A 12,930-nucleotide genomic window follows, 5' to 3' on the forward strand; every position below is an offset into this window, starting at 1 on the left:
ACATGTCTCAGATACGCGACGCCGCAATGACCAGCAAAGCATGGCCCTTTGAAGAAGCGCGCCGCATCCTCAAACGGTACGAAAAAGCGCCACCCGAGAAGGGGCATGTGCTATTTGAGACCGGATATGGCCCCTCTGGCTTGCCGCATATCGGGACCTTTGGCGAGGTTTTGCGCACCACAATGGTGCGTCGTGCGTTCGAGCAGATATCTGACATTCCCACGCGCCTGATCTGTTTTTCGGATGATCTGGACGGGATGCGCAAAGTGCCCGGCAACGTGCCGCAGCAGGAAATGCTGGCCGAGCATATGCATAAGCCGCTGACATCGGTGCCGGATCCTTTTGGCACACATGAGAGCTTTGGCCACCATAACAACGCCATGTTGCGCCGGTTCCTGGACACCTTCGGGTTCGACTATGAATTCTATTCGGCGCGCGAATTCTACCAGACCGGGCAGTTTGACGAAATCCTGAAGCGTGCTGTCGAACGCTATGACGATGTGATGAAGGTGATGCTGAAGAGCTTGCGCGAAGAGCGCCAGCAAACTTATTCGATTTTCCTGCCGATCCACCCGGAAACCGGGCGGGTACTTTACGTACCGATGAAGAATGTGGACCCCACGAACCACACGATCACCTTCGATGATGAGGCGGGCCGTGAGTGGACGCTGCCGGTTACAGGTGGCAACGTGAAATTGCAATGGAAGCCCGATTTCGGTGCGCGTTGGGCGGCACTCGACGTTGATTTTGAGATGTACGGCAAAGAACACGCCACCAACACGGCGATCTATGATCGGATTTGCGAGATTCTGGGTGGCAAAAAACCCGAACATTTCAGTTATGAGCTGTTTCTGGATGAGAACGGGCAGAAAATTTCCAAGTCTTCGGGCAATGGGATTTCCATTGACCAATGGCTGTCCTACGCCAGCACCGAAAGCCTGTCGTATTTCATGTATCAAAAGCCCAAAACCGCCAAGCGGATGTACTTTGATGTCATTCCCAAAGCGGTGGATGAGTACCATCAACAGCTGCGGGCCTATGAGACGCAGGATATAGTTCAACGATTGAACAATCCTGTTTGGCACATCCATTCCGGCGAGGTGCCAAAGTCGAATATGCTGGTGCCGTTCTCGATGCTGCTCAACCTCGCGAGTGTATCGGCGGCAGAGGATAAATCGCAGCTTTGGGGTTTCATTCAACGCTATGCGCCTGAAACCAATGCCGAAAACAATCCTGACATGGATGCGGCGGCTGGCTTTGCCGTGCGGTACTACAATGATTTCGTGAAGCCGAAAAAGACGTATCGTCTGGCCTCCGAGCAGGAGCGCGCAGCGCTTATCGATCTGCGTGATCAGCTCAAGGCCTATGAGGGTCCGGTAGAGGACGAAGCGTTGCAGTCCATCGTTTACGCGTGCGGACGTGAGCGGTTCGACCCCCTGCGTGGTTGGTTCACGGCGCTCTACGAAGTGCTGCTGGGCGCCAGTCAAGGGCCGCGTTTTGGTGGGTTCATCGCGCTCTACGGCGTGCAGGAAACCGTCGCACTCATCGATCAGGCGCTCGCGGGCGACTTGGCCTGAGCCAACCGCAGCACTTGCCCATATGCGCGCGCGCCTTACCCTTTGTTCACACAATGAGGAGGCGCGCGATGCGCAACGTTATTTTTGCACTGCTGATCTGGCTGGGGATGGGGAACGCGCTTCAGGCGCAGGAAGCTGATATTCAAGCCACGATTGATAGCCAGCTTCAGGCGTTCCAGATCGACGATTTCGGGGCGGCCTTCGAGTTCGCCAGCCCGAACCTTCAGCAGTTGTTCCAGACGCCCGAAAATTTCCAGCGCATGGTGACCCAAGGCTATCCGATGGTCTGGCGACCGAGCGAAGTGCGTTATCTGGAGACCCGCGAGCAGGGCGGTACATATTGGCAAAAGGTCATGATCACCGATCAGTCCGGTCGCGTTCACATTCTGGATTATCGCATGCTGGAGACAGATGCGGGATGGCGCATCAACGGTGTGCAGATCCTCGACAGTTCCGATTTCAGCGCATGACCGTCACGGTGGTGTGAGCCGCATTTAACCCTTCACAGATAGGTCTGCGATTGACGCAGCGCCGTGAAGGGAAAGATTATGAACAAGGCAATCACGGATGGCGCGCAGTTGATGCCACCGCCCTTTGCGAAGACAATTGGTGCCTTTTCGCAGGGAGATGGCACGCCGGGGTCGCAGACGTATGAGACCAGTGGCAGGATCATTTCGGACGATCCCGATTTCGGGAGCTGTCTGGAATTGACCAAGACCAAGAATATCCAAACCCTCCGCTATTTGGGGGAAACACCTGTTTTGCCTGGGTGCTACTTGCGGGTCTCGGCCCGGATCAAGGCTGTGAAAGGTCCATTGCCTACCGTTCGCGTCGCAGGATTTGCCGGTGGGCAGGGCGGCGTGCAGATCAAAGGTATCGTGATAGCGGGCCCTGCTACTGCGATCGCCGAGGGTGACGGGGTGGTCGAGGTCTCCGCGATTGTTGGTGCGGGCGCGCGTATTGGGGTCGACATGGTTTGGGGCCGAGAGGCGCTTTACGGACATTTCGGTCTGGACTTTGCCGGGCCAAATGGTGGGGTTCTCCGGATCGAGAGCATCCGCATTGAGGACGTGACCAACATTTTCCTGCGAGATATCCTGTCGGTTGTCGACGTGCGGGATTATGGCGCTGTTGGTGATGGTGAAACCGACGACACGGCGGCTTTTGAAACGGCGATTGCGGCGGCGCAGGGGCGTCAGTTGCTGGTGTCTCGCGGACAGTTTCTATTGACCAGGCATGTGACGCTGCCCGGTCCGGTTCATTTCGAAGGCACCGTCACGATGCCGGACGATGCGGCGCTGTTGATATGCCGTGGGTTCGACCTTGCGCATTACGCTGATGCCTTCGGCAACGCAGAGCTTGGTTTGCGCAAGGGAATTCAGGCGCTTATGACCGCGGATGCACCCCGCGCTTTCGATCTTTGCGGGCGTCGCGTGGCTTTATATGCGCCGATTTGTCCGAAAACTGTGGCGGAGTTGCCGGTCGCGTCCTCGCGCCGCGTTTTGCATAATGGTGTTTTGGTCGCGCAAGCAAGCCCCGCTTGGGAGGATGAGCGGATCCTGTCGTCCGCTACATATGACAAAGATCAACCTACCTCGTTGACCGGTGTCGAAAACCTTTCCAGGATTTCCATTGGCGCGTTGGTCGAGACGGAAGAGTCTGATCATGAAATCTTCGTCGGCGCACGCGACACTGCAGCACAGCAGGTGACGTTGAGCGGGCGGCTTCCCCTTGAGAGTGGCGCGCATATGATCACGTTTCGCCGTTCAAAATACCTATTGGATTTCAGTAAAGTCGAACGTCTGAACGATCTGACATTGTCTGATGTTGAATTCCAGTGCGAGGCCCATGCCAATGGGGTCCTCCTGGCGGCTTCGGGTAGGAACTTTCAGATGAAAGACTGTGCAATTGGTGAACCAAGGGAGCGTGGCCTCACATCACCCGGTCAGGGCTGCAGCAATTTGGTGCTGGATCGGACGGACATCGTGACCCGCAGGGGCAGGGGGCGTAAAATTACTGGTTTCAATGTGAACGCAGATGGCGCGCGCGTGCAGAATTGCACGGGATATGGTGCGCAGCCCTGGGGCGTGTTTCATGGATCAAAGGTGATCGTAACCGGCAACCGTATTGCCCAGCCTGCGGGCATCGCAAAGAGCGGCACGGGACTGCTTCTGACCCGGCCCGATGTATCGGGTGTGGTGCAGGGGAACCATTTTGAGAATTGCCATGTCAGACAAATACCGGGCGATGCGGTTCATTACGCATCGGCGCTGGCAGTGTCCGGCAATACGGTGAGCGCGCGCGGAAACGACGATTGGACATCATCATAGGACAGATACGCGTGATTAAAAATCGCGCCAGAGACCGATTTTGAGCTCGGTATCGCCATCGCCATTTGTTGGGATTTCTGCGCCGATCTGGATGGTGTATTTCCCTTTGCCGGGCTGGATCAGCAGGGAGGGGGCCACTTTGCTAAAGAGCGCGCCCTCCTGATGGGTCAAAAAGACCTGCATCATGCCTTTCAGGTGATCGTTGAACCCCAACCCGATGGTGCCGTCGAGTTTGATACGGGTCTCGAGCGTGGAGCCAGGTACGTTGATGCTGCTGTCAACGACTGCCCAGCCATAGCGTTCGCCCACTTTGATCCCGCGCCCCCATGACAGTCCGGCCTCCACGGCGGGGGCGATGACCGTGTTTTGTGACCGCGCACCGATCCCCAGATGCCACGCCCATTTATGGGTGGCATCCGGCGCGCTCAGCGGAAATCGCGCAAAGAGGATGCCAGAGCCGGATTGTTGCAGCGTACGGTCGATGCCGTAAAAAAGATCGGCGCCAATGGTGATATTGTCGCGCAGCCCATATTCCAGATAAATGCTGCCCGAGGTGTCCTTGGCTTGGGTCACGTTCCCGGATCCTGCAAGAAACCCCTTGCCCTGCTCGCGCAGCCATGGCCCGGCCTGTGCCATCTGCACGCCCGCCAACAATACTAAAATGGCAAGCGCTACAGGACGCATCATACCAATCTCCCGACCGGCATCATGGTTAATGAAAGTTAACAATTGGTTACGTGTTGTGCCGGGTGTGACGCATGTGTCTTTTGCGCCACCTGCCTTAAAATCTGTTATTTATCAGTGTTTTACGGTGCGTGTCCCGGCAGGAAGCTTTACAGGTGGCACGTGCTCTAAATTGGTTAATGCGCCTGATCTTCTGCCATTCAAGCGCCCGCAGAGACCTCGCACCGACGAAAGCGGTCAACCGGTTCTGCGGCCCCGGCAAGCGGAATGTCGATTGAGGTATTCCCCAGGACCACGCGCGCCCGTTGATTGAATTGCAACCCGTTGAGCACGTTGCCAAAGCCACGGTCTGTCACGGTGAGACGTGTGCCTCTCTCGTCCAACACGTGCCTGTCGGTCGAGATGGCCAGTGCGTTCCCCCCTTCGAACTGCATCGCAAATAGCGGCGCGTTCATCCAGCCGTCGCGTCGCGTCAGGGCGATGGTATAAAGCGGTTGCGTCGGGTCATAGGTGAGTTCCACCGCAACGTCTTCGGTTTCATGCGTCAGTCGGCAGGGCAGTCCGGGGGTGAATTCCCAAGCTTCGGCGGCATTTGCGAAACAGAGGGCCATGAACAAGAAACGATGCATGGGGCAGAGTTAGATCAAAACCAGGCTTTGGCCAGCCTCCGCCGTCCGGGCTGTTTCGCATCATCTGAGGGATGAAAACTGAGTTGCGCGATCCTACATCAAAGGGAACGTTTAACCTTGCAGGAGAGACACGCATGAAATGCCCCGTAGACGGAACAACGCTGGTGATCACCGATCGCAGCGGGGTCGAGATCGACTATTGCCCAGACTGCCGGGGCGTTTGGCTTGACCGGGGAGAGTTGGACAAGATCATTGACCGCAGCGCCTCCGCACCACCGCCCCCGCCGCAACAGCGCGGGTATGAGGACCGGGGCGGATACCGCAAGAAAAAGCGCGGTGGGTTCCTTGAGGATATCTTTGACTTCTAGGCGATCCGGCTCATCAACACCATCGATAGCAATGCGCAGGCAAGACCTGCGTATTCCCGCGTGTGCAGCGCCTCGCCGAACCAGACCGAGCCGATGATTGCAAGCGCGATGAGCGTCAGCATCGAATAGGCCACGCCTGCCTGTGCCAGCGTGACGTGCTGCATGGCGTAAAACCAGAAGAGTGCCGAGACGCCATAGAGGGCCACGCCGAGGAAGACGTATGTCGAGGTGATCGTGTGGCCCGCATCGGCGGCGGTCTTGATGGCGAAATCGCCGATGATGACGATGAGCGCGGTGAAGAGAGCAAAGGCATAGCCGAAGGCAAATTGGGTCATAAAAACTCGCGGTTTGAAAAGGGTTTGGTTTGAAATGCTGAGAGGTTAACACAAAATCCTTTTCGACGCATCTTTGGCTGAAATTTGGTAGAGGCGCAGGCGGTTGCGACCAGCCTTGCTTTACACGGTAGCGCCTGATTTCGGTACTAGTCTGACCCTGACAGTGCTTCCAAATCGAGTTTTCGAATGCGTTCTGCGAATGCCCTTCTAAAGCTTTCCATTGAGTCAATGTACCAGTCGAATATTTCTGGCCACTGGTTTCGGTCAAATGGATCGATGTTTTCCCATCTGACAGCTACCCGCGAGCCCTTTCGTTCTTCTAGCCGTTCCCATCTGAGATCGGCTCTGTAGTCTGTCTCAATAGCGCTTTTGTTCTGCATCAACGCGTCGATAACTTTTTGCTCCGGGTCGTTCTGGATGTAGACCTCTGCGCCTACCCAGCGGTCCCTGCCGCCTGCGGTCAAAGTGATATGGAAGCCTGAGCGTCCGATTGGAAAGGGCCACCAATGGTTGCTTGGAGGATTACTGCCGCGCAATCCTGGTAGCTTCTCGTCAAGTGCTGCTGCGAAAGCGGTCCAATACTCCAAATACTTTCCCTGCCGTTCACTTAGCGCAGCATTGTTGATGTTTTTTGATTTTCTTGCCACGTGCCGCGACCAGTGGTTTGGCTTCGCGACCACGTGAAAAAGGGGGGCCGCTGGCGACTTCTCAATTTGAACCAGTTCGAGTTCAACTGCAAAGAACGAATAGTCCTCGCCGGTTTGTTCGTTGAGCCAGTCGATTGCTGCGCGATGCTCTTCCCGGATTCTTGTCGATATCCAAACCACTTTTGTTGGTTCTTCTAGGCCCGCCACATAGGTTATGATTTGCCCAAGGTGAGTGTGGTCGGTTTGCTCCAGCTGATTTTCAACGAGGACGCGTCCATCGCGATCTCGAGCGAGAATATCGGCGGAGAATGATCCGATGGAGTGCTCAGTGGTCTCCACTTCGGCTTCAAACAGATGGAGCGCGTCGGCCAGCGCAGAAAAGTTTTCTTCACGTGCAAGCCAAGGTGTGAAGTCCGTGGCCTCGTTTTGCCAAGCAGTTCTTGGATTGAGACGCTTCAGATGATTCAATTGCAAAATTATCGTCCCCGCTTCCGCTTCACTCCACCGCGCATGCCTCCGCGGCCCATCGTACTGCGGCCTGAGGCTTTCTGGGCGTCGTCGACGGCTTTCTCGACCGCGTATTGCCGCGCCATGGGATCGTCCGCGATGGCCAGATCGACCGCCTCAAGCCGTTTGACCTCGTCGCGCAGGCGCGCGGCTTCTTCGAATTCGAGGTTCTCGGCGGCCTTGCGCATGTCGCTACGCAGTCCGTCCAGCACCGCTTGCAGATTGCCGCCCGCCAGCGGATTGTCGACCTTGGCCGTGACGCGGGACTGATCCGTGTCGCCCTTGTAGAGCCCGGCGAGGATGTCCTCGACGTTCTTTTTGACCGTGGCAGGCGTGATCCCGTGTTGCTCGTTATAGGCTATCTGTTTGGCGCGGCGGCGGTCGGTCTCGGCCAGCGCGCGTTCCATCGAACCCGTAATGCGGTCGGCGTACATGATCACCCGGCCCTCGGCGTTCCGCGCGGCGCGGCCGATGGTCTGGATCAGCGAGGTTTCGGAGCGCAGGAAACCCTCCTTGTCTGCGTCCAGGATCGCCACCAGCCCGCATTCGGGGATATCGAGACCTTCGCGCAGCAGGTTGATCCCGATGAGCACGTCGAAGGCGCCGAGACGCAGATCGCGCAGGATCTCGATGCGTTCGATGGTGTCGATGTCGGAGTGCATGTAGCGCACGCGAATGCCCTGTTCGTGCATGTATTCGGTCAGATCCTCTGCCATGCGCTTGGTCAGCGTGGTGCAGAGCGTGCGGTAGCCTTCGGCAGCGACCTTGCGCACCTCGTCGAGCAGGTCGTCCACCTGCATCTCAACGGGGCGGATTTCCACCTCCGGGTCCAAGAGGCCGGTGGGGCGGATCACCTGTTCGGTGAAGACGCCACCGGTCTGTTCGATCTCCCAACTCGCGGGCGTGGCGGAAACAAAGACGGACTGCGGGCGCATCGCGTCCCATTCTTCAAACTTAAGCGGTCTGTTGTCCATGCATGAGGGCAGGCGGAAGCCGTGCTCGGCAAGGGTGAACTTGCGCCGGTAGTCGCCCTTGTACATGCCGCCGATCTGCGGGACGGAGACGTGGGATTCGTCGGCGAAGACAATCGCGTGATCGGGAATGAACTCGAACAGCGTGGGGGGCGGCTCGCCCGGCGCGCGGCCCGTGAGGTAGCGTGAATAGTTCTCGATCCCGTTGCAGACGCCTGTGGCCTCCAACATCTCCAGATCGAAGTTGGTACGCTGTTCCAGCCGCTGCGCTTCGAGCAATTTGCCGTCGTTCACCAACTGGTCGAGCCTGATTTTCAGCTCTTTCTTGATGCCGATGATCGCCTGCTGCATCGTGGGTTTCGGCGTCACATAGTGGCTGTTGGCATAAAGGCGGATTTGGTCGAAGGTGTCGGTTTTTTCACCGTTCAGAGGGTCAAACTCGGTGATAGATTCCAATTCTTCGCCGAAAAAAGACAACTTCCAGGCGCGGTCTTCGAGGTGGGCGGGGAAGATTTCCAGACTATCGCCGCGCACGCGGAACGACCCGCGCTGAAACGCCTGATCGTTGCGGCGATATTGCTGGGCCACAAGGTCCGCCATCACCTGCCGCTGATCGTACATGGAGCCGGTTTTGAGGTCCTGCGTCATCGCGCCATAGGTTTCCACCGAGCCGATGCCGTAGATGCAGGAGACCGAGGCCACGATGATCACATCGTCGCGTTCCAGCAGCGCGCGGGTGGCGGAGTGGCGCATCCTGTCGATCTGTTCGTTGATCTGGCTTTCCTTCTCGATGTAGGTGTCCGATCGCGCCACATAGGCTTCGGGCTGATAGTAGTCGTAGTAGCTGACAAAGTATTCGACCGCGTTGTCCGGAAAGAACCCTTTGAACTCGCCGTAAAGCTGTGCTGCCAGCGTCTTGTTGGGGGCCAGGATGATCGCGGGGCGCTGGGTTTCTTCGATGACCTTGGCCATGGTGAAGGTCTTGCCGGTGCCGGTGGCGCCCAAAAGCACCTGATCGCGCTCGCCGGACACCACGCCCTCGGAGAGCTCCTTGATCGCTGTGGGTTGGTCGCCTGCGGGCTCGAACTCGGTGGCCAGCGTGAACTGCTTGCCGCCTTCAAGCTTGGGACGGCTGCGTACATCCGGCGCGGGATTGGCCATGATCGCGGGGGCTTCGGAAGAATCGGTTTGGGCGTAGGGCATATGCGCTCCTTGGAGTTATCTCCAAAGTGTCACGAAACGCGCGGGGTTCAAGGGGGCCACTCCCCCTCATGACAGAAACTGTCAGCTGGGCAGGCGGCCGGTGGGGATCATCCGGTGACCAATCAACTGGCACCCCAGCGTACGGGTGAGCGCATCGGTCAGTTCGTCCAATGTCTCGGCAGAGGCATAGGTGCCGCCTGTCCGGTCGGCAAGGCAACGGGCAACTGTGACGCGTCGCTCGTACCCTTCGTCTTGCGGATTGTCCCAGCCGAAATGATCGTCCCGCACCTTGAACCCGATCACATGTACCGTCAGGTCATGCGCATCTGCGGCGAGCGTGGCTGCCAGCGCGCAAGGCTGGCCATCGCAGGTCTCCTTGCCATCGGTCAGCAGCACGATCACACCGGGGCGCGATCTGTACTCAAGCACATCCGCGGCCCGCGCCACGGCATCGGTGAGCGGTGTCTCTCCGGCTGGCTGCAAGCGGTCCACTGCGTCGATGATCGGTCCGGCGGCTTGCGTGCGCGGGCCAAACCGCAGGTCGATATTGCCACAGGATGCGGTCTGACCGGGCCCGTAGATCACCAAACCCAAACGGCGCACGGAGGCGACCTGTGGAATACTGTCGTGTATCGCGCGCCGCGCTTCAAAGATGCGCGGCTCATCCAGCAGATTGAATCCCATTTCCGACATGGAGCCAGAGCCATCAAACACGATCATCGCATCCTCGGTGCAGCTCTGGGAGGCGGGCAGCACCGCCGGCATCAACGCAGCGGCAAGTGTCGAGAGGGCGCGCAGGGGCAAGCGCATGGGCGGTGCCTTTCCTTTAACAGATGCGCCACCCTCACAGGGTAGAGGCTGCCCTGTCAATCTTTCCGCAAACACGGCTGGGTCAGACGATCATAGTAATCCGAGCGTCCGAAACGAGGTTTCTTCCTTCTTGCCGATGATCACATGGTCGTGCACCCGCACATCAATGGCCTGGCAGGCGATGACAATACTATCGGTCATGGTGACATCGGCTTCGCTGGGGGAAGGGTCACCCGAGGGATGGTTGTGCACCAAGATGAGGGCTGAGGCATTGAGTTCAAGCGCCCGCTTGACCACCTCGCGCGGGTAGACCGGCACGTGATTGACGGTACCGCGCGCCTGCTCTTCATCGGCGATGACCACGTTTTTGTTGTCGAGGAACAGAATGCGGAATTGCTCCGTGTCGCGATGTGCCATTGTCGTGCGGCAATAAGTAATCAGATCATCCCAGCCGGATAGCGCACAGCGTTCCAGCACCTTTGCCTGCGCCATCCTGTGGGCGAAAGCTTCGACCATTTTCAGTTGCAGGTAGACTTTTTTGGTCGTGCCGCGCACCTGAAGCAACCGATGCTCGGAGGCGGCAATCACCCCGTTGAGATCGCCGAAGGTGGCCAGCAGCTTCTTGGCGAGGGGCTTCACATCGATCCGCTCAATGGCATTGAAGAGCAAGAGTTCGAGCAATTCATATTCTGGCATCGGCGCATGGCCACCGGTCAGGAACCGCGTCCGCAACCGCTGACGATGGCCGATATAGTGAGGCGACGGACCACCCCCATGCCCAGCGTATTCCCCAGCAGCCAGCGGTCGGGTTTCGACCCCGCTGGGAATACGACGTTCCAGTTCTTCCAACCCGCGCAGCGCGGCTTCCGAAAAGCCGTGTTTCATATCGGCACCCATTACTCTGATTGCGTTCAACTGAGTCGAATGTTGGAAAATCAAGGTTAGCGAAATCTTAACTGGAGCAATTTTGGAAAAGATTTTCTTAAATTGCGGCTTAATCGACGCGCGTTTCGCAAAAGGTATCTTGTTCCAGCAGCATAATTCCCCGATATAATGACCAAAGCCAAGTCAGGAGCACCCCTTATGCGCGCACGCATTTATCAGCCTGCCAAGACCGCGATGCAGTCCGGCACAGCCAAGACTCATGGATGGGTGCTGGAATTCGCGCCGGCGTCATCGCGTGAGGTGGATCCGCTGATGGGGTGGACATCATCCACCGATACGCAAAGCCAGGTGCGGCTACGGTTCGAGACCAAGGAAGCTGCCCTCGAATACGCGCGCGAAAAGCACATCGATGCGCAGGTGCAGGACCCCAAGAAGCGACGCCCGAATATCCGCCCCGGTGGCTATGGCGAGAATTTCGCGACAGGACGGCGCGGCGCCTGGACGCATTGATGCCTCGTAAATCGGCGCAAAGTTGTACCGGAATTCGGTTAAAGATCCCGCGAAGACGAGTCGGGACCGGCATCTAGAAGCTTTTTGGCCGCACCTGCTACATATGGTTTGAGAAGGCTTATCGTGTTTTGCATTCAGCGACTTTGTCTCGACCGCATGATCTCGAGTGCATTTAAATAGATCTGGTGAGAAAATACCGGACTAGTTGCCTCGCTTTAAGGAAGCCTCTTCGCAGTCTTTTCATAGCTACCGTTTGTCCGCGCTGCTCAGCTCAGCATCGAGCCGATCAGCGAGCCGCCAAAAAGGATGTTCGTGCACCGCGCAGCATTTCGGTGGAAACAAAAACTGCAACCCGGGGCAATTACAGTCTTGCGCCGCTACCGCACAAAGGTCGGCTATAGCAATGCTCCGTGCCCATCCTCTCGGTAATCCATCATCGCGTGCCACACGACCGCCGATAAGATCACGATCCCTCCAAGGACCGCCACCGCAGGTGGAAGTTCACTCAAAACAATCCAGGCAAGGAGAGTTGCGCAGGGGATCTCAACGGTTCCCAGAAGAGCCGATTGCGCGGAAGGGATAAGTCGCGTTCCCTCTGTCCAAAGGATCACTGCACCGGCAAAGGCCAGCCCGAAAAGGGTCAGTAGCGCGGCGTCTTGCACGGAGACACCCAAAGGTGTTCCCATCAATGCTCCGACAAGGAAGAGCTGCAATGCCGATGCTCCACCTGCCCATACGACTGGGACATCTGCAAACTTGCGTATCAGAACGATGTATGCGGCATTTCCCAAAGTCATAGCGATGGCCAGCAGGTCGCCCATCAGCTTGCCAGTTCCCAGACCGCCGGACACGATGATTGCGACACCAAGCAATGAAAGGGCACCTGCCGCCAAGGTGCGGCCCTTAGCGATCTCGCGCATAGCCAGCCACGCCAAACCAGCCGCAAAAAAAGGGGCAGTGGCGTAAATCACGGCGACGTTTGCCACGTATGTCAGTTTGAAGGCATAGATAAACGCGATGCTTGCAACACTTCCGACGCTCGCCAGCGTCCACCCCCGCAGACCCAACCGAAACGCTTGATATCGCGGCGTATCCCCTCGACGGAACTCGACATAGGCAATGACGGCCAATCCTCCGATCAGCCCGCGCCAGCAAGCAATGGTCCATCCATCTGCCTCTATCACCTTTGTCAGGACGCCTGAGAAACTGAAAACGACCGCTGAAAGCGCCACGAGGGTGATCCCCGTCATATTCTGTGAATGCTGCACTCTCTCAACTTTCGATTACTGGCGTTGGCTTATACCAAGGCACTGTTGCCAACGCGCTGTCAGCAGTCTTTGTCTGAATCAGCCAAAAAGCGGCTCTCATGGCACGCGCAGCATTTGACGCTTTGGGCTTATTTTGTTGAAGAAGTCTTGTTGCTTTGAAGCAAGTCCTTTGATTCACTCGCTATTGTAGATTGGGGGAGGATTTT

General features: G+C 57.4%; 13 protein-coding genes. 5 read left to right on the forward strand and 8 right to left on the reverse strand.

The window, feature by feature from the left end:
* Positions 1-2 precede the first annotated feature (2 nt).
* The 3 genes from Q1A20_RS14880 to Q1A20_RS14890 all read left to right on the forward strand — a co-directional run bounded on the left by Q1A20_RS14880 (position 3) and on the right by Q1A20_RS14890 (position 3,907).
* Positions 3-1,577 (forward strand): lysine--tRNA ligase, encoded by a 1,575-nt coding sequence (locus Q1A20_RS14880; RefSeq protein WP_299917344.1) that lies wholly within the window; start codon positions 3-5, stop codon positions 1,575-1,577.
* A gap of 68 nt (positions 1,578-1,645) precedes the next feature.
* Complete coding sequence (locus Q1A20_RS14885) at positions 1,646-2,047, forward strand: DUF4864 domain-containing protein (protein ID WP_299917346.1); 402 nt, start codon at positions 1,646-1,648, stop codon at positions 2,045-2,047.
* 78 nt (positions 2,048-2,125) lie between these two features.
* Positions 2,126-3,907 (forward strand): glycosyl hydrolase family 28-related protein, encoded by a 1,782-nt coding sequence (locus tag Q1A20_RS14890; protein ID WP_299917349.1) that lies wholly within the window; start codon positions 2,126-2,128, stop codon positions 3,905-3,907.
* Positions 3,908-3,922: 15 nt separating this feature from the next.
* Here Q1A20_RS14890 and Q1A20_RS14895 read toward each other — a convergent pair whose 3' ends face one another.
* Both Q1A20_RS14895 and Q1A20_RS14900 read right to left on the reverse strand, forming a co-directional pair.
* Complete coding sequence (locus Q1A20_RS14895) at positions 3,923-4,594, reverse strand: hypothetical protein (RefSeq protein WP_299402224.1); 672 nt, start codon at positions 4,592-4,594, stop codon at positions 3,923-3,925.
* Positions 4,595-4,791: 197 nt separating this feature from the next.
* The gene (locus Q1A20_RS14900; protein ID WP_299917352.1) at positions 4,792-5,202 is read right to left on the reverse strand and encodes a hypothetical protein; all 411 of its coding nucleotides are present in this window, start codon (positions 5,200-5,202) and stop codon (positions 4,792-4,794) included.
* A gap of 152 nt (positions 5,203-5,354) precedes the next feature.
* On the opposite strand from Q1A20_RS14900, the gene Q1A20_RS14905 reads away from it, so the two are divergent.
* Positions 5,355-5,588 (forward strand): zf-TFIIB domain-containing protein, encoded by a 234-nt coding sequence (locus Q1A20_RS14905; RefSeq protein WP_299402228.1) that lies wholly within the window; start codon positions 5,355-5,357, stop codon positions 5,586-5,588.
* Here the strand turns inward: Q1A20_RS14905 and Q1A20_RS14910 are convergent.
* The 5 genes from Q1A20_RS14910 to radC all read right to left on the reverse strand — a co-directional run bounded on the left by Q1A20_RS14910 (position 5,585) and on the right by radC (position 10,946).
* Positions 5,585-5,923, reverse strand: coding sequence for an EamA family transporter (locus Q1A20_RS14910; protein ID WP_299402230.1), 339 nt, complete (start codon positions 5,921-5,923; stop codon positions 5,585-5,587). The genes Q1A20_RS14905 and Q1A20_RS14910 overlap by 4 nt on opposite strands.
* Positions 5,924-6,069: 146 nt before the next feature.
* The gene (locus Q1A20_RS14915) at positions 6,070-7,044 is read right to left on the reverse strand and encodes a DUF4268 domain-containing protein (protein WP_299402232.1); all 975 of its coding nucleotides are present in this window, start codon (positions 7,042-7,044) and stop codon (positions 6,070-6,072) included.
* A gap of 2 nt (positions 7,045-7,046) precedes the next feature.
* Positions 7,047-9,251 (reverse strand): excinuclease ABC subunit UvrB, encoded by a 2,205-nt coding sequence (gene uvrB, locus Q1A20_RS14920; protein ID WP_299917357.1) that lies wholly within the window; start codon positions 9,249-9,251, stop codon positions 7,047-7,049.
* Between the two features lie 81 nt (positions 9,252-9,332).
* Positions 9,333-10,061, reverse strand: a complete 729-nt coding sequence (locus tag Q1A20_RS14925) for a VWA domain-containing protein (protein ID WP_299402236.1) — start codon at positions 10,059-10,061, stop codon at positions 9,333-9,335.
* A 90-nt stretch (positions 10,062-10,151) separates the two neighbouring features.
* Positions 10,152-10,946: a DNA repair protein RadC gene (gene radC, locus Q1A20_RS14930; RefSeq protein WP_299503337.1), complete on the reverse strand. Its 795-nt coding sequence runs from the start codon at positions 10,944-10,946 to the stop codon at positions 10,152-10,154.
* A 198-nt stretch (positions 10,947-11,144) separates the two neighbouring features.
* On the opposite strand from radC, the gene Q1A20_RS14935 reads away from it, so the two are divergent.
* Positions 11,145-11,456, forward strand: a complete 312-nt coding sequence (locus Q1A20_RS14935; protein ID WP_299402239.1) for an ETC complex I subunit — start codon at positions 11,145-11,147, stop codon at positions 11,454-11,456.
* Between the two features lie 395 nt (positions 11,457-11,851).
* Here Q1A20_RS14935 and Q1A20_RS14940 read toward each other — a convergent pair whose 3' ends face one another.
* Positions 11,852-12,706, reverse strand: a complete 855-nt coding sequence (locus Q1A20_RS14940) for a DMT family transporter (protein ID WP_299917360.1) — start codon at positions 12,704-12,706, stop codon at positions 11,852-11,854.
* Between the last annotated feature and the right edge of the window lie 224 nt (positions 12,707-12,930).

The sequence above is a fragment of the uncultured Roseobacter sp. genome, from assembly GCF_947501835.1.
GTDB lineage: Bacteria > Pseudomonadota > Alphaproteobacteria > Rhodobacterales > Rhodobacteraceae > Roseobacter.

What these genes read in the sequence shown, in the direction of transcription:
- Q1A20_RS14880 (WP_299917344.1), top strand. Translation starts at nt 3, where the DNA reads ATGTCTCAGATACGCGACGCCGCAATGACCAGCAAAGCATGGCCCTTT.
- Q1A20_RS14885 (WP_299917346.1), top strand. Translation starts at nt 1,646, where the DNA reads ATGCGCAACGTTATTTTTGCACTGCTGATCTGGCTGGGGATGGGGAAC.
- Q1A20_RS14890 (WP_299917349.1), top strand. Translation starts at nt 2,126, where the DNA reads ATGAACAAGGCAATCACGGATGGCGCGCAGTTGATGCCACCGCCCTTT.
- Q1A20_RS14895 (WP_299402224.1), bottom strand. Translation starts at nt 4,594, where the DNA reads ATGATGCGTCCTGTAGCGCTTGCCATTTTAGTATTGTTGGCGGGCGTG.
- Q1A20_RS14900 (WP_299917352.1), bottom strand. Translation starts at nt 5,202, where the DNA reads ATGGCCCTCTGTTTCGCAAATGCCGCCGAAGCTTGGGAATTCACCCCC.
- Q1A20_RS14905 (WP_299402228.1), top strand. Translation starts at nt 5,355, where the DNA reads ATGAAATGCCCCGTAGACGGAACAACGCTGGTGATCACCGATCGCAGC.
- Q1A20_RS14910 (WP_299402230.1), bottom strand. Translation starts at nt 5,923, where the DNA reads ATGACCCAATTTGCCTTCGGCTATGCCTTTGCTCTCTTCACCGCGCTC.
- uvrB (WP_299917357.1), bottom strand. Translation starts at nt 9,251, where the DNA reads ATGCCCTACGCCCAAACCGATTCTTCCGAAGCCCCCGCGATCATGGCC.
- Q1A20_RS14925 (WP_299402236.1), bottom strand. Translation starts at nt 10,061, where the DNA reads ATGCGCTTGCCCCTGCGCGCCCTCTCGACACTTGCCGCTGCGTTGATG.
- radC (WP_299503337.1), bottom strand. Translation starts at nt 10,946, where the DNA reads ATGAAACACGGCTTTTCGGAAGCCGCGCTGCGCGGGTTGGAAGAACTG.
- Q1A20_RS14935 (WP_299402239.1), top strand. Translation starts at nt 11,145, where the DNA reads ATGCGCGCACGCATTTATCAGCCTGCCAAGACCGCGATGCAGTCCGGC.
- Q1A20_RS14940 (WP_299917360.1), bottom strand. Translation starts at nt 12,706, where the DNA reads ATGACGGGGATCACCCTCGTGGCGCTTTCAGCGGTCGTTTTCAGTTTC.